Source organism: Streptomyces sp. VTCC 41912 (genome assembly GCF_045799175.1).
Lineage (GTDB): Bacteria > Actinomycetota > Actinomycetes > Streptomycetales > Streptomycetaceae > Streptomyces > Streptomyces albulus_C.
On the sequence record NZ_JBJMAB010000002.1, the window covers coordinates 198,137 to 212,880 of the forward strand.

Sequence of the window (14,744 nt, forward strand, 5' to 3'; positions counted from 1 at the left end):
CCGGGCCGCCTTCCGCGTGCGGGGGGCGGCCGGCTCAGGCGGTCGCCGAGCGGTACTTGCGGACCGCCAGGGTCCGGAAGACCACGATGATCAGGACCGACCAGATCACCGAGGCCAGCACGGGGTGCTCCATCGGCCAGGCCCCGGTCACCGACTGCGGCACGCCCTCGATGGTGTTGCCGAACAGCTGCCGGGCGCCGGCGACGGTGGCGCTGAACGGGTTCCACTCCGCGACGTGCTGGAGGAACGCCGGCATGCCGTTGACCGGGACGAAGGCGTTGGAGATGAACGTCAGCGGGAAGAGCCAGAGCAGTCCGCCGGAGGTGGCCGCCTCGGGGGTGCGGACCGAGAGGCCGATGAGTGCGCCGATCCAGGAGAAGGCGTAGCCGAGCAGGAGCAGCAGGGCGAAGCCGGCCAGCACGCTCGCCGGGTTCTCGTGGCTGCGCCAGCCGATGAGCAGCGCGACCACGGCCAGCACCACCAGGGTCAGTGCGGTCTGCACCAGGTCGGCGAGGGTCCGGCCGGTGAGCACCGCGCCGCGGGACATCGGCAGCGAGCGGAACCGGTCGATCAGCCCCTTGTGCATGTCGTCCGCGATGCCCGCGCCGGCACCGGCGGTGGCGAAGGTGACGGTCTGCGCGAAGATCCCGGCCATCAGGAACTCGCGGTACGCCTGGGCGTCGCCGGCCGGGGCGCCGGGGACGGCGATGGATCCGCCGAAGACGTAGGTGAACAGCACCACGAACATGATCGGCTGGATCAGCCCGAAGATCACGACCTCGGGGATCCGCAGCATCCGGATCAAGTTGCGTTGGGCCACCACCAGTGCGTCGCGGACGGATCGCACGAGGCCGCCGCGGGGCTGCGGGTTGCGGGCGGCGGCCGCGCCGGCCGCCTGGTCGAACGCGCTCATCGCACGCCCTCCTTGGTGGTGGCCGCGCCGGCCCGGTCGCCGTCGGCGGGGGTGTCGACGCCGTCCCGTGCCGCCTCGGCGGTGTGTCCGGTCAGTGCGATGAAGACGTCGTCGAGGGTGGGGCGGCGCAGCCCGATGTCGTCGATCTCCACGCCGCGGGAGTCCAGTTCGCGGATGACCTCGGCGAGCAGCTTGGCGCCGCCGGTCACCGGGAACGTCAGCCTCCGGGTGTGGGGCTCGACCGCACCGTCGCCCTTGGCGACCGCGCGCAGGACACCCTCGGCCACCGGGAGGTGCTCGGGGGCGTGCACCACGACCTCGATCCGTTCGCCGCCGGTGCGCGCCTTGAGCTGGTCGGAGGTGCCGCGGGCGATGACCCGGCCGTGGTCGACGACGCAGATGTCGTGCGCGAGCCGGTCGGCCTCCTCCAGGTACTGGGTGGTGAGCAGCAGGGTGGTGCCGCCGGCGACGAGTTCCTGGATGACGTCCCACAGCGCCTGGCGGTTGCGCGGGTCCAGGCCGGTGGTGGGCTCGTCCATGAACATCACCGGCGGGCTGACGACCAGGGCGGCGGCGAGGTCGAGCCGGCGGCGCATCCCGCCGGAGTAGGTCTTGGCGGTGCGGTCGGCGGCGTCGCCGAGGTTGAAGCGCTCCAGCAGTTCGGCGGCCCGGCGCTTGGCGTCGCGTCCGCTCATCTGGTAGAGCCGCCCGACCATCACGAGGTTCTCCCGGCCGGTCAAGTACTCGTCGACGGCGGCGAACTGGCCGGAGAGGCCGATGGCGCGGCGCACCGCGTCGGGATGTGCGACGACGTCGACGCCGGCCACCCGCGCGGTCCCCCGGTCGGGCCGGAGCAGGGTCGTCAGGACCCTGACGGCGGTGGTCTTGCCGGCACCGTTCGGGCCGAGCATTCCGAGGACGGTTCCTTCGGGAACGTCGAGATCGACGCCGTCCAGTGCCCTCACCTCACCGAAGGTCTTCACCAGACCTTCGGCGTAAATGGCGCCTGGCATGTGGGTACCCCCATGGCTTGGATCAGTTCCAGGTCGAATACGACAGATAAGCCGAATAGTACGTTTTCGGGCGTGCGGCGGCCCTGCTTCCGGTGCCGATGCCCCACGGTTCCGCAGGGGGGCCGGCGCACTCCAGGGCGTGCGGGTGACTGACGGGCGCTCGTCCGCGGCGGACGCCATGCCGCGGCACCCCCGCTCGCGCCGATCGTAGCGCAAACGCGATACATCGCGATACGGGTGCGTGAGCGGTCTTCCGTCGCGGCGCGGAACCGGCCCGACGGGGACCCGACGGCGACCCGACGGAGCAGCGACGGCCGGGCCCCGAACGCCGCGGGGCGGTGGCTGCCCGCCACCGCCCCGCCCGCGCACCGCCCCGCGTCAGACCGCGACCACGTCGTAGCCCGCCCCGCGCAGCGCCGCGGTGACCTCGGCGCAGTGCTCCGGGCCCTTCGTCTCCAGGTGCAGTTCGACCTCGACCTCGGTGAGCCCGAGACGGGGGTCGATGCGCACGTGCCCGACATCGAGGACGTTGGCGTCCACCACCGTCAGGACTCCGAGGAGATTGGCCAGCGCCCCCGGGCGGTCGGTCAGCCGGACCCGGAAGGACAGGTAGCGGCCGGCGGCGGCCATGCCGTGCCGGAGGATCCGCTGCATCACCAGCGGATCGACGTTGCCCCCGGAGAGCACCGCGACCACCGGCCCCTCGAAGGAGCCGGGCGACGACAGCAGCGCCGCCACCGGGCTCGCCCCGGCCGGCTCCACCACCAGTTTCGCCCGCTCCAGGCACAGCAGCAGGGCGGCGGACAACTCGTCCTCGGTGACCGTGCGGACCTCGTCCACCAGCTCCCGCACGATGCCGAACGGCACGTCGCCGGGGCGCCCCACCTTGATGCCGTCCGCCATCGTGGCCAGCGGCTCGATCGCCACCGGGCGCCCCACCGCCAGCGACGGCGGGTAGCAGGCGGCGGCCGCCGCCTGCACCCCGACCACCCGCACGTCCGGCCGCAGCGCCTTGACCGCGAGGGCGACGCCCGCGGCGAACCCGCCGCCGCCCACCCCGACCACGACGGTGCGCACCTCCGGGCACTGTTCGAGGATCTCCAGGCCGACCGTGCCCTGGCCCGCGATGATGTCGCGGTGGTCGAAGGGGTGGATGAAGACCGCACCGGTCTGCCGCGCGTACTCCTGGGCGGCGGCCAGCGTCTCGTCCACCACCTGGCCGTGCAGCCGCACCTCGGCGCCGTACTCGCGGGTCGCGGCGACCTTCGGCAGCGGCGCGCCGACCGGCATGAACACCGTCGAGGCCACGCCCAGCAGGGACGCCGCGAGGGCCACCCCCTGGGCGTGGTTGCCGGCACTGGCCGCCACCACGCCGGCGGCCCGCTCCTGCGCCGAGAGACCGGCGATCCGCACGTACGCGCCGCGGATCTTGAACGAGCCGGTGCGCTGGAGGTTCTCGCACTTGAGGTGGACCGGGGCGCCCACCAGCGCCGACAGGTAGCGGCTGCCCTCCAGTGCGGTGGTCCGCGCCACCCCGGACAGCAGCTTCTGCGCCTCGCGCACGTCGTCGACCGTGATCCCCGCCGGCACGGCCGGAGCGGTGCTCGCGGGGGCCGCGGACTGATGCGGCGGATGCGGCGGACGCGACGTGTGGTCGACCATGCGGCCAGTTTCGCAGTTCGGCCACGAACGGGCCCTTTCCGGCCGGATGCCGGACACCCGCGGATCGACGGGGCCGCCCGCCAGGGCCGTCAGGGTCGTACGCGGCAGCGCCGGCACGGCCCGCGCCGGCGCCGCGTACGCTGTTTCCCCGTCCGTACCCACCCCGATTAAGCGAGCCCCGGCCATGCCCACCTCTCCGGACATGACGACCCACCCCGACTCCGCTCTCCTCGACGCGCTGCAGCACCAAGTGGCCGTCTTCGCCCGGCGCGCCGAACAGAGCCGGCTCGGCGGCGTCGGGCAGGCGCGCAACTCCATGGACCGCGCCGCCTATCTGCTCCTCAACCGCCTGGACCAGGAAGGCCCGATGGGCGTCAAGGCCCTGGCCTGCGGGATGGGGATCGACTCCTCCACGGTGACCCGGCAGGTCGCCCCGCTGGTCGACGCCGGCCTGGTCAGCCGCGCCACCCACCCCGAGGACGGCCGCGCCGTGGTCCTGGAACTGTCCGAGCGCGGCCACGCCCGGCTCGACGAGGTCCGGGCGTCGCGGCGGGCCCTGATGGCCATGGTCACCGAGAAGTGGACCGCGGAGGAGCGCGACGCCTTCACCACGCTCCTGACGCGCTTCAACACCTCGCTCGCCGACATCACCGCCCTCGCGCCGGGCGGGCCCGCCCCGTCCTGACGGCACCGGTCGGACCACGGCCGACCGCCGGCCCGGACCGGGGCGTCGTACGGGACGGGGGATCCGGACCGGCGCCGCGCCGGCGGGGTGCGCACCGCGCCCCGCCGTGACCGGGCGCGCCGGGACGTACCCAGGGCGATGCCCGCGTCACGCCTCTTGACCCCGTCCCCCCAACTGCCGTGCCATGGAGGGCCAAGGGCTGTCCGACGGGCCGGGGCGTCACCGTAGGGGCGGGGGGTGCCGGCCGCCCGTCATCCGGGAGGCGCGGTGGGAGAGCGGCGACGGGCTCGGGAGCGGCGCCGGGCCCGGGAGTTCGAGGCGTTCACCGCGGCCGCGGCGGGACGGCTGCTGCACGCCGCCGCCCTGCTCACCGGGGAGCCGGCGGACCGACCGGCGCCGGTGGCCGAGGAGTTGCTGCTCCGCGCGCTGGCCAGGACGTACGCCGGCTGGGACGGGAAGCACGGCGCGGACCCCTACGAGCGGGCCCGCCGGGAACTGACCGCGGCGTTCGCCCGCGCCGCGTGGCGCCACCGCCGGCCGCGCGGCGGTCTGCTCGACCGGCTGCCCCCGCGCGAGCGCCTGGTGCTGGTGCTCCGCCTGCACGAGGAGGTGGCCGAGGAGCAGACCGCGGCCCAACTGGGGCTGCCCGCCGATCGGGTGCGCACGCTGTGCCGGCACGCCGTCGCCGAACTCCGCAGCCGCCGCCCGCCGCCGGCCGTCGCACCGCCGTGATCCCGCCCGAGGGGCGCCCGCCCGACCGCAAGGAGACCGAGGCCCGGCGGATGCTGCGGGCCGGCCCGCAGCCACCGGTGCCGCCGGACCTGCCCGCCCGCGCCGCCGCCCGCGGCCGCCGCCTGCTGGCCCGGCGCCGCCTGCTGCACCGCACCGGAACGCTGCTGGCGGTCCTGGCGCTGCTGACCCTGGCCCTGTGGGCGGGGGTCGCACAGCCCTGGCGCCCGCCGCCGGCCCGCACCACCCCTCCCGTGGCGGGGTACTGAGGGGTGCGGAACGGACCGGGGTGGGCGCGCGTCGCCCCGGGGGCCGAGGGTCAGCCCAGCGCCTGCGTGAGGTCGGCCAGCAGGTCGTCGGCGGACTCGATGCCGACCGAGAGGCGCACGAGGTCGGCGGGGACCTCCAGCGCGGAACCAGCGGTCGAGGCGTGCGTCATCCGCCCCGGGTGCTCGATCAGCGACTCCACGCCGCCCAGCGACTCCCCGAGGGTGAACAGCCGGGCGCGGTTGCAGACCTCCACCGCCGCCTCTTCGCCGCCCGCCACCTGGAACGACACCATGCCGCCGAAGGCCCGCATCTGCTTGGCGGCGACCTCGTGGCCGGGGTGCTCGGCCAGCCCCGGGTAGTAGACCCGGGTGACCTTCTGGTGGGAGACCAGCAGCTCCGCGACGCGCGCCGCGTTGGCGCTGTGCCGGTCCATGCGGACGGCCAGCGTCTTGATGCCGCGCATCACCAGCCAGGCGTCGAACGGCCCGGCGATCGCGCCCATGGCGTTCTGGTGGTAGGCCAGCTCCTCGCCGAGCGCGTCGTCGTTCACGACCAGCGCGCCGCCGACGACGTCCGAGTGCCCGCCCATGTACTTGGTCGTGGAGTACACCACCACGTCCGCCCCGAGGGCGAGCGGCTGCTGGAGGTAGGGGCTGGCGAAGGTGTTGTCGACGACCAGGCGGGCGCCGGCTTCGCGGGCCACCCCGGCGAGCGCCGCGATGTCGCTGATGCCCAGCATCGGGTTGCTGGGCGTCTCCACCCAGATCACCTTCGTACGGGGGCGCAGCGCGGCCCGCACGGCCTGCGGGTCGGAGGTGTCGGCCACCGACCACTCCACGCCCCACCGCTCGACGACCTTCGCGAACAGGCGGAAGGTGCCGCCGTAGGCGTCGTTGGGGATCACCACGTGGTCGCCCGGGGCGAGCAGGGTGCGCAGCAGGCAGTCCTCGGCGGCGAGGCCGGAGGCGAAGGCGAGGCCGCGACGGCCGCCGTCGAGGGCCGCGAGGTTCTCCTCCAGGGCGGTGCGGGTCGGATTGGCGCTGCGGCTGTACTCGTAGCCGCCGCGAAGCCCACCCACGCCGTCCTGCTTGTAAGTGGACACCTGGTAGATGGGCGGTACCACCGCGCCGGTCGCCTGGTCGGGCTCCTGGCCTGCGTGGATGGCAAGGGTTTCGAAGTGCTGGTGGCGCTCGTCGCGCTGTTCGCTCATGCCTGCCGAGGGTAGTCGGCCACCGGACCGAACTTTCCGGAACTTTCTGGTTCGCTGGATAGTGGATACATACGAAAGCTCGGGAGATCGCGCGGCGACCGGCGCCGGGGCCGCACTGCGGGCCCGCGCACCCGCCGCCGCGGTCCCCCTCCCCACCGACCGCCACCCCAGCCCCAGCCCCTCCGACCGGGACACACCACATGGACGTTCTGCTGCTCCTCTTCGCCGCGATCGCGCTCGGCGGTCTGGTCTTCCTGCCCTGGATGCGGCGCCGGAAGGCCGTACAGCACGCCGAGCGGGGCCTGACGGTGGCCGCCGACCCGATGGCCGGCTACGGCTTCGTCCCCCTGGAAGAGCTCGACGTACGACTGCCCGGCCCCGACGAGGACCTGGCCGACGCGCTCGCCGAGATGCACCGCACGCACGACTGGCGGCCGGCCGCCGAACTCCTGCGGTCCACCGGCGACGACTGGGAGCTGCGCTGGCAGCGGGTGCAGACGCTGGCCGGCGCGGCCGCGTTCGAGCTGGCACAGACGCCGCCGGACCCCGCCACCCCCACCGGCACCCGGGCCGGCGGCATCTGGCTGCGCACCTGGCGCGCCGAGGCCCCCAAGGACCCCGGCGGCGCCCAGACGCACGCCCAGTTCCTGGTCGTCCAGGCGCTGCGCGACCCCGGTTCGCAGGACTTCCGGATGATCCTGGAGGAGGCCCGCACGGTCTGCCACGAGGCGGCGCTGCTGGCACCGGGCAGCCCGATCCCGTACATCACCGAGCTGGCCGTCGCCCGCGGCCTGGGCGAGCGCCCCGCCGACTACGAAGAGCTCTGGTCCAAGGTCCGCCAGCGGGCACCGCACCACATGGGCGCGCACCTGGCGGCGCTGCCGTACTGGTCGGAGCAGTGGCAGGGCTCCCGGGAGCAGGCCGAGGGCTTCGCCGGGCGCGCCGCCGCCGGGGCGCCCGCGAAGAGCCTGCTGCCGGCCCTGCCGCTGTTCGCGGTCTACGCGCACCTGCCCGAGGCCAACATGGTCCGCAGCCTCTTCCAGAGCGCCGTCGTCGAACGCGCCATAGAGGGCGCCCACTTCGCCCTCCGGGAGGCCCCCGCCGACCACCCGATGGCACCGCACATCCGCCACCTGCTGGTCTGGTTCCTGGTCCGCGCGGAGCGCTACGCCGAGGCGATGGAACAACTGCGCCTCGTCGACGGCCACGTGGGCGCCGTCCCCTGGTCCTACGGGCGCAGCCCGGCCGCCGAGTACGCCGCGTACCGCGCCCTGGCGATCGCCGGCTGGGAACAGCTCGGCGGCACCTCGACGGGCTTCCGGGCCTAGTCACCGACCCGGCCGTCACGGGACGTCGCCCTCCGCTCGCGCCGGGCAGGGGGCTCACCGGTCCCGGAATGCCCGGGGCCCCCGGAACGTTCCCCCAACGGAAGCGACACCCCAGCCCGCCCCCGCCCGTCCCCCTTCCCCCGCCGGCCCTCTCCTCTGGAGCACGATCCCGATGCTGTTCTCCCGCTTCAAGAACCATCTCCCCACCCCCGAGGAAGCGCTGAAGGGACGCCCCGAGCCGGACTTCACCGTCCCCGACCGGCACACCGTCCTGGGCAACCCGCTGCTCGGCCCCTATCCGGAGGGACTGGAGGTCGCCGACTTCGGGCTGGGCTGCTTCTGGGGCGCCGAGCGGAAGTTCTGGCAGGCCGAGGGCGTGTGGACCACCCTCGTCGGCTACCAGGGCGGTCACACCCCGCACCCCACCTACGAGGAGGTGTGCAGCGGCCACACCGGCCACACCGAGGCCGTCCGCGTCGTCTACGACCCGAAGGTCGTCTCGTACGCGTCCCTGCTGAAGCTGTTCTGGGAGTCCCACGACCCCACCCAGGGCTTCCGCCAGGGCAACGACGCCGGCACCCAGTACCGTTCGGCGCTCTACACCCACTCGCCCGCCCAACAACAGGCCGCCGAAGCCTCCCGCGACGCCTACCAGCAGGTCCTCAACTCCTCCGGCTACGGCGCCATCACCACCGAGATCCTCCCCGCCGACACCCGCCCCTTCTACCCGGCGGAGGCGTATCACCAGCAGTACCTCGACAAGAACCCCGCCGGATACTGCGGGATCGGCGGCACGGGCGTCTCCTGCCCCGTGGGCGTGGCCAAGACCGACGGCTGACGTCGCCGGGTGGGCTTCCAGACCTACGCGCGCCGGGTGCGCGACGAACAGTTGCCACTCACCCGACGGCACACGGCCCTGGGGTGTGCCGTCGGGCACTACTGCCCGCTTGGCTTCAACGCGACCTGGGCATAGCTGGCTGCGACGTCACGCCCTTCCCCTGAGCTCCGTAGGGACCCGGCGGCCCTGCTGCGCGCGCTGGAAACTCTGGAAGTCAGCCGAACGGTACGGCTCAACGAGATCGCCGCCATCGCCGCCCGACGCCACGCGGAGAAAGCCGCCGGCCGACGAACGCGCCGCCGTCCACGTTCACGCCCTGATCCGCCTCGACGGCTCGAACGGACCGGGCGATCTGCCTCCCGCCTGGGCGACAGCGGAAGACCTCACCGCCATCGTGCGGACCGCTGCCGCAGCCGTCCACCTGCGCACTCCGCACAGCCGGGCACTGGGGGAACACCAACTGCGCTGGGGCCCCCAGCTCCGTTCGGGCACTGATGCGGGCCTGCTGGCGACTCGGCGGACTGGCCGAGTTCGAACCACTGCGGCTTCGGGCCTGGGCGCACGCCCTCGGCTACCGAGGCCACATCCTCACCAAATCCCGCGTCTACTGCACGACTTACGCGGCCCTGCGCTCCGAACGCGTCGAGCACCAAGGCGCCACCGCCGGGGTCGACGTCGCCAGCGGTCCCGACTGTGACACCGAAGCGCACTGGCGCTACCTCGGTTCCGGGCACACGCCCGGCGCCGCCCTCATCGCCACTGACATCGCCGAAGACCTCACGATGAACCGCGAACTGGCCAGGGAGACCAGGAAGCCTCACGCCAACCGAAGGGCTGGCGAATGAGCTGTCCGAGCGCTCGCGAGTGGGGACGAGCACAGGCGGCCAAGGCTCCCTTCTGAGGCGAAGCACGCTGGCAACGAACATCAAGGATCCTCGGCGTCGATCTAGTCGAACCCGACGGAGAGAAGCAACCATCGAGGTCGAACCAACATGCTGACGTGACCGAACGGAAGTCGTAATGGAGGAGGCATGTGACTGCCTCCTCCATCCTGTCGCGCAGAACTAATACTCCAGTTGCAGTTCGCTATTACCGCTGTTCAGGAGCATCTTTTTGCGTGTAGTGAATTGACGTACTGTCATGTGGCGGTTGTTCGTGACCGTTCGTGCGGCGTTTGTGTTGGCAGTGTCTGGCGGTGGCCTGATGACGGCGGCGCCAGTAGGACATGTCAGTGTCTGGTCGGCGCGACAGCGGCCAGGCTGTCCCGCGCGTGGCCCGCAAGCAGCCATGGTCCTGTTGACCTGCTGTGATTTCGCGACTGCCCGGACGTATCCGAGCTCGGCTTCTTCGAGCATGCGGCGGAAGTGCCCGTCCTGGCCGTAGAGCGCGTCCGCAGTCACCCAGGGAAAGGGCAGCGGCGAGGACCGTGCTCTGGCAACCAGCACCCGAGCCAGCTCGGCCTTGGTGGCGAAACCACGCCCGACAGGCACCTTCGCTGCCTGGCATCGCTCCCGGTCAGACGTCCACGACTTCGGTAGATACACCTCCCGGTCTACCAACGTCCGGCCCCGCGAAGACGCGCAGGCGGCAAAAACCCCTACTTGGCAGTTCTTGGCACGGCCGACTGTGCCTGAGTACTGCCGTTGCGCCCCGGCCGAGGTCTCCCTCTGCTTGAGGAACCCCGACACATGACAGTGCGTCAGTTCACTACACTCAAAAAGTCGCTCCTGACCAGCGGCAATAGCGAACTGCAACTGGAGTACTAAGTCGTGCCGTGCAAGTGAACGTGCATCATACGTCCCCGCATTGATATCTTCGTGCGAGCCTTTCACTCGGACGTGAAGGGTCGTGTAAGAACGAAGAGCGGGGGGGCTACGTGCCGGGCAAGATGAATGTTGATCCTGCGGAACTGCGATCTGCTGCACATGCCGAAGACGCCATCGCGGACGACATGAAGGGCCAGAACAGCAAAGCCCTCTCCGACAACCAGGCAGCCGCGGAGTCGTTGGAGGGCTGGCCGATCGCTGCCGCACTGCACTCCATCGGCGAAACCTGGCGGCCATCCCTGGACGGCATGCATGAGCGGGCAAAGGCCGGCGCCGCGAATCTTCGCGCCTCCGCCGACGGACATGAATGGAACGACGACCTCGTGTCACGCGACTTCGAGAAGGCGCCTAGCGCCGCGATGGCCGCCATGTCCACACCTGCGGGGACCGATGTGACCGGAGCCGTGGGCTTGATCCGGCTTCCTTCGTCAAACAACCGCACTTTGCCAGACCCCGGCTTCGCTTCCCCCACGCCCGTCTTCACCCCAGGCGGCGAGTACCAGCCTCCCGCACCCGGCAGTAAAGCTCTCTCCACGGACGACATGCTCAATGCCAAACCGGCAATGCCCGTGTACGAGTCAGAGGCCGGGAGCGGTGCAGCGCACCATCCGAACAAGCCGAGTCCGGACCACTCTGATTCACCCTTCGGATAGCCAACCGCGCGAGCACCGCGCACCGCAATCCTTAACGCATCAACGGGGGTCAAGGATATGTCTTCTTACTATGCACGTCTGTTGAAGCAGGACTTCTCTGACAGTGAAGCCGCCGAGAAAGCATGGCACCGGCTCTCCACGACCATGGACGAACTCGGGGCACGCCACAGGGCCAAAGTGACCGGCCCTCTACATGCACACTGGCAGGGCGATGACGCTGACGCCGCTCTCTACTACCTGGAGAACCTCGAATCTCGCTTCGGAATTGCGCGGACCGAGACGATGGCCATCTCTGAAGCGCTGGGCATCGCCCGGGCCAAGATGTTCCTGGCCCAGGACCGACTCCGAATGGTCGTAAAGGAGTTGGAGTCCGAACGCTTTTATGTCGACGACGAAGGCTGCGTCCACCCGCCGAAAGACCGCGAGGAGCCACAGGAGGGCGAGAGTAGGCAGGACCGGTTCGACCTGTTCGCAAAGATCGAGACCTACCAGGGGAAGGTTAACGATGCAATAGATAAAGCCTACAAGGCTAGCGAGGAGGGGAGCAAAGCCCTGTACGAGCTGACCGGTGAAATTCTACAAGGCAACATCGATGACGCGGCGGGCGAGGCGCGCGACGATGTGCAGCAGGCGTCGAAAGACATGCACACGGAGCTTGGTAAGCCGTACCCGCCAGGCGACCCGAAGGATGCCGCCGAGTGGTGGAAGAATTTGCCGGAGGGCCAACGTGAGGCTTATGCGGCACTGCACCCTGAGATCATCGGCCGGACTGACGGGTTACCCTCCACCGTGCGCGACGACGCCAACCGGCTCGCTCTGGAACAGGAGTTGAGCGCGATGGAGAACTACGAGTACCACGACAAGTACTCCACCGATGACTACAACAAGCGGCTCAACAATATGCTCACGCTCCAACGGGCGTTGGAAAAGCACGACGGCGCCGAGGGTAACAAGAAGCTTTACGTTCTCAACTACGACTCCGAGGGTGACGGCAAGGCTGTCATCGCCATGGGAAACCCTGACACGGCCGACAACGTCGGCGTCCAGGTCCCAGGAACCGCCACGACGATGGACTCCACCAGCGGACAGCTCGGGAGAATCGAAAAGCTGCAGCGCTCGGCAGAAAATGCCGATCCAACAGCGAAGACCTCGATGGTCTATTGGCTTGGCTATGACGCCCCGGAGATCCCGGTAGCCGAGGCGGGCAATCTTGACGTCGCAGGCAAGGGGCGTGCGGAAGATGCCGGCCCGGACCTGCGCAACTTCACGCACGGCCTGCGTGCCTCTCACGAAGGCAGCGACCGCGCCAACTTGACCGTGATCGGACACAGTTACGGGACTACGGTCGTAGGCATCTCCGCATCGAAGAACGGTGGCCTAGATGCCGACAACATCTGCGTCGTCGGCAGCCCTGGCATGGGCGTGGATCACGCCAAAGATCTCAACATCGACCCGGATCATTTCTACACCGGCGTTGCTGAAGACGATCCGATCCACAACGTTACGGACATGTCTCTGGGGACCACCCCGAACAAAAGCGACTTCGGTGGAACTCGCTTCAAGGTCGACACGCACGGCCACAGCGGCTACTGGAACGACGGCAGCGACAGCCTCGACAACCAAGGAAAGATCATTGCTGGTCAGCAACCCTCCAAACGGCATGACAAGCCGGTGACTCCCGTCGTGCCCGTCGGCCCCGGCGGACCCGCCCTCCAGCAGTAAGAGCTATATGCCTAAGACACGCCTTTCCCTGGTCCGCCCAACCATCCTGGCCGCCCTGGCCGTTCTCCTCACTGGAGGCTGCATGTCCCAGCAGAGCAACGACGACCTTAACAAGCCCCTGCCCCGCCAGAGCCGCGCGAACGCACTGACCTGGGCCAAGCAGTACACCACGACCATGGCCCACTACGCCGGGGTCAAGATCTCCAGGGATCCCGCCCCCCGTGAGTCATTCGAAGAATGCGTCGGCCGCAACGACGAGGTCGCCGATGATGGCCGCTTCACTCTCACCTACGCTGTCTACGCGCACCTCGATCAGGACCGGCACATCGAGGCCATACGCAAGGTGCGCCAGGCCCTAGAGCAACATGCAGTGAAGATCACCAGCTACGAGGAGCGGACTGCCCGGCCTGAGGTAATGCTCTATGGCTACCACGAGAAGGAGCACTTCAGCCTCATCGCGGACTCGGTGAAACCGCCCAACCTCCTACGGTTTTCCGTCAGCACACCCTGCTTCCTGCCGCCGGGTGCCGAGCAACAACGATTCTGACCCTCAAGCGGGCATGCAACTCGCCCACTTCCCACTCTCGCCCAAGGGACGAACCCAGACGGGCGCCAGTCGGAGGCGCACTGTGCCGGGCGCAGGGCTCTGTGAGGTTGCGTTCCGCCTGGGGTAGCCAGGTCCCGCCGCGTTCGGCTTGCCTGCGAGGAAGACGCATGCCAGCTCCGTGGCTTCAACGTCAACCAGGGTTCGCTGTCGTGAGTCTCGGGGACAGGTAGCGGGCCGCCGGCGATGACGATCACGCACGTCAATGCTCATACTGGAGCGATAGAGGGGAAAGAAGAGCATCCACACGTGACCAGTTGACGAGGTGGGGCGGGGCGGAATACGGGGCATTGCCGCCCATGCGGGCCCCTGCACCCGAAATGTCACCCCTCTCTGATGCCTTGAGCCAGACGGCGAAGCAGCCCCCACCCGCCCCCGGCCCCCGCTCCCCGTTCAGGCCAAGTACCCCCCATCGATGTCGAGGACGGCGCCGGTGATGAAGGAGGCGGTTGGGCCGGCGAGGAAGGCGATGCCGGCTGCTATTTCGTCGGGGTGGCCGAAGCGGCCCATGGGGTTGGCCGCGCGCTGGGCGTCCGCGAAGGCGCCTTGCGGGGGGTTCATGTCGGTGGCCACGCTGCCGGGTTGGACGACGTTGACCGTGATGCCCCGCGGGGCGAGGTCGCGGGCCGCGCCCTTGCTGTAGCCGACGATGGCGGCCTTGGTCGCGGCGTAGTCGGCGACGCCCGGGAAGCCGGCGCGGGCGGCCAGGGACGAGCCGACGGTGATGATCCGCCCGCCCTCCCCCAGGACGGCGGCGGCGGCCCGGACGGCCGAGGCGACGCCGCCCACGTTGACCGCCAACTGCCGGTCGAACGCCGCGGGGTCGTCAGCGGGGGCGTCCACGGCGCCGTTGACGGAGACGGCCGCGTTGTTCACCAGGATGTCCAACCGGCCGAAGTCGGTGGCCACCGCGGCCACCAGGTCGGCGACTTGCTGCCGGTCGGCCTGGTCGGCGCGGTAGGCGGCGGCCCGGACGCCGGTGCCGGTCAGCTCGGCCACGACGGCGGCGGCCCGTGCTTCGGACGCCGTGTAGCTGATCGCCACCGCGGCCCCCTCGGCGGCCAGCGCCCGGGCCGCCGCCGCTCCGATTCCCCGCGAACCGCCGGTCACCAGGGCGACCTTGCCCGCCAGCGCCCCGCGCGCGGTCCCGTCCGTGGTCATCTCGACTCCCCTCCTCGGCTTCCGCCGGGCTTGTTTTGGACTGATCGATACGGAACGCTACCATGAGTTTTGAATCGATTGGTTCATAATGGGGGATCGCGGGATCGGGGAGAACCGGGGGCCTGCCCCG

The 14,744-nt window shown here is 70.4% G+C and carries 15 protein-coding genes and 1 pseudogene; 10 read left to right on the forward strand and 6 right to left on the reverse strand.

Annotated elements, in window-relative coordinates; translation table 11 throughout:
* Positions 1–34 precede the first annotated feature (34 nt).
* The 3 genes from ACJ6WD_RS04195 to ilvA form a co-directional block, all read right to left on the reverse strand.
* The gene (locus tag ACJ6WD_RS04195) at positions 35–913 is read right to left on the reverse strand and encodes an ABC transporter permease (RefSeq protein ID WP_233656995.1); all 879 of its coding nucleotides are present in this window, start codon (positions 911–913) and stop codon (positions 35–37) included.
* Positions 910–1,926, reverse strand: a complete 1,017-nt coding sequence (locus ACJ6WD_RS04200; protein WP_407615154.1) for an ATP-binding cassette domain-containing protein — start codon at positions 1,924–1,926, stop codon at positions 910–912. Before ACJ6WD_RS04200 ends, ACJ6WD_RS04195 begins: the two co-directional genes overlap by 4 nt.
* Before the next feature lie 378 nt (positions 1,927–2,304).
* A complete protein-coding gene (gene ilvA, locus ACJ6WD_RS04205; RefSeq protein WP_233656997.1) occupies positions 2,305–3,588 on the reverse strand; it encodes a threonine ammonia-lyase in 1,284 nt (427 codons plus the stop codon).
* A gap of 184 nt (positions 3,589–3,772) precedes the next feature.
* Between ilvA and ACJ6WD_RS04210 the strand changes: the two genes are divergently transcribed.
* From ACJ6WD_RS04210 to ACJ6WD_RS04220, 3 genes are all read left to right on the forward strand, one after another.
* Positions 3,773–4,273, forward strand: coding sequence for a MarR family winged helix-turn-helix transcriptional regulator (locus ACJ6WD_RS04210; protein WP_016572718.1), 501 nt, complete (start codon positions 3,773–3,775; stop codon positions 4,271–4,273).
* Positions 4,274–4,540: 267 nt separating this feature from the next.
* Positions 4,541–5,005 carry a sigma factor-like helix-turn-helix DNA-binding protein gene (locus ACJ6WD_RS04215; protein ID WP_376435207.1) on the forward strand — a complete coding sequence of 155 codons (465 nt, stop codon included), beginning with the start codon at positions 4,541–4,543 and terminating at the stop codon, positions 5,003–5,005.
* Positions 5,002–5,271, forward strand: a complete 270-nt coding sequence (locus ACJ6WD_RS04220; RefSeq protein ID WP_016572716.1) for a hypothetical protein — start codon at positions 5,002–5,004, stop codon at positions 5,269–5,271. The genes ACJ6WD_RS04215 and ACJ6WD_RS04220 overlap by 4 nt, the downstream gene beginning before the upstream one ends.
* Positions 5,272–5,321: 50 nt before the next feature.
* Here ACJ6WD_RS04220 and ACJ6WD_RS04225 read toward each other — a convergent pair whose 3' ends face one another.
* The gene (locus ACJ6WD_RS04225) at positions 5,322–6,482 is read right to left on the reverse strand and encodes a cystathionine gamma-synthase (RefSeq protein WP_233656999.1); all 1,161 of its coding nucleotides are present in this window, start codon (positions 6,480–6,482) and stop codon (positions 5,322–5,324) included.
* Positions 6,483–6,682: 200 nt separating this feature from the next.
* Here ACJ6WD_RS04225 and ACJ6WD_RS04230 point away from each other — a divergent pair, with 200 nt between their 5' ends.
* From ACJ6WD_RS04230 to ACJ6WD_RS04245, 4 genes and pseudogenes are all read left to right on the forward strand, one after another.
* Positions 6,683–7,810, forward strand: coding sequence for a hypothetical protein (locus ACJ6WD_RS04230; protein ID WP_407615155.1), 1,128 nt, complete (start codon positions 6,683–6,685; stop codon positions 7,808–7,810).
* A gap of 172 nt (positions 7,811–7,982) precedes the next feature.
* On the forward strand, positions 7,983–8,648 hold the full coding sequence (gene msrA / locus ACJ6WD_RS04235; protein ID WP_331250114.1) for a peptide-methionine (S)-S-oxide reductase MsrA: 666 nt from the start codon (positions 7,983–7,985) through the stop codon (positions 8,646–8,648).
* A gap of 85 nt (positions 8,649–8,733) precedes the next feature.
* A pseudogene (locus ACJ6WD_RS04240) lies at positions 8,734–9,103 on the forward strand (replication initiator); the annotation flags it as partial.
* A 39-nt stretch (positions 9,104–9,142) separates the two neighbouring features.
* On the forward strand, positions 9,143–9,493 hold the full coding sequence (locus ACJ6WD_RS04245; protein ID WP_331250115.1) for a replication initiator: 351 nt from the start codon (positions 9,143–9,145) through the stop codon (positions 9,491–9,493).
* A 219-nt stretch (positions 9,494–9,712) separates the two neighbouring features.
* On the opposite strand, the gene ACJ6WD_RS04250 is transcribed toward ACJ6WD_RS04245, so the two are convergent.
* Positions 9,713–10,573: a transposase gene (locus tag ACJ6WD_RS04250; protein WP_407615156.1), complete on the reverse strand. Its 861-nt coding sequence runs from the start codon at positions 10,571–10,573 to the stop codon at positions 9,713–9,715.
* Between ACJ6WD_RS04250 and ACJ6WD_RS04255 the strand changes: the two genes are divergently transcribed.
* The 3 genes from ACJ6WD_RS04255 (at position 10,525) to ACJ6WD_RS04265 (ending at position 13,396) form a co-directional block, all read left to right on the forward strand.
* Positions 10,525–11,127, forward strand: a complete 603-nt coding sequence (locus ACJ6WD_RS04255) for a type VII secretion target (protein ID WP_233657002.1) — start codon at positions 10,525–10,527, stop codon at positions 11,125–11,127. The two genes, ACJ6WD_RS04250 and ACJ6WD_RS04255, sit on opposite strands and share 49 nt — an antisense overlap.
* An 81-nt stretch (positions 11,128–11,208) precedes the next feature.
* Positions 11,209–12,849, forward strand: coding sequence for an alpha/beta hydrolase (locus tag ACJ6WD_RS04260; protein WP_407615157.1), 1,641 nt, complete (start codon positions 11,209–11,211; stop codon positions 12,847–12,849).
* An 82-nt stretch (positions 12,850–12,931) separates the two neighbouring features.
* Positions 12,932–13,396 carry a hypothetical protein gene (locus tag ACJ6WD_RS04265; protein WP_233657004.1) on the forward strand — a complete coding sequence of 155 codons (465 nt, stop codon included), beginning with the start codon at positions 12,932–12,934 and terminating at the stop codon, positions 13,394–13,396.
* Between the two features lie 450 nt (positions 13,397–13,846).
* Here the strand turns inward: ACJ6WD_RS04265 and ACJ6WD_RS04270 are convergent, their stop codons facing one another.
* Complete coding sequence (locus tag ACJ6WD_RS04270; RefSeq protein WP_331249267.1) at positions 13,847–14,614, reverse strand: SDR family oxidoreductase; 768 nt, start codon at positions 14,612–14,614, stop codon at positions 13,847–13,849.
* Positions 14,615–14,744 lie beyond the last annotated feature (130 nt).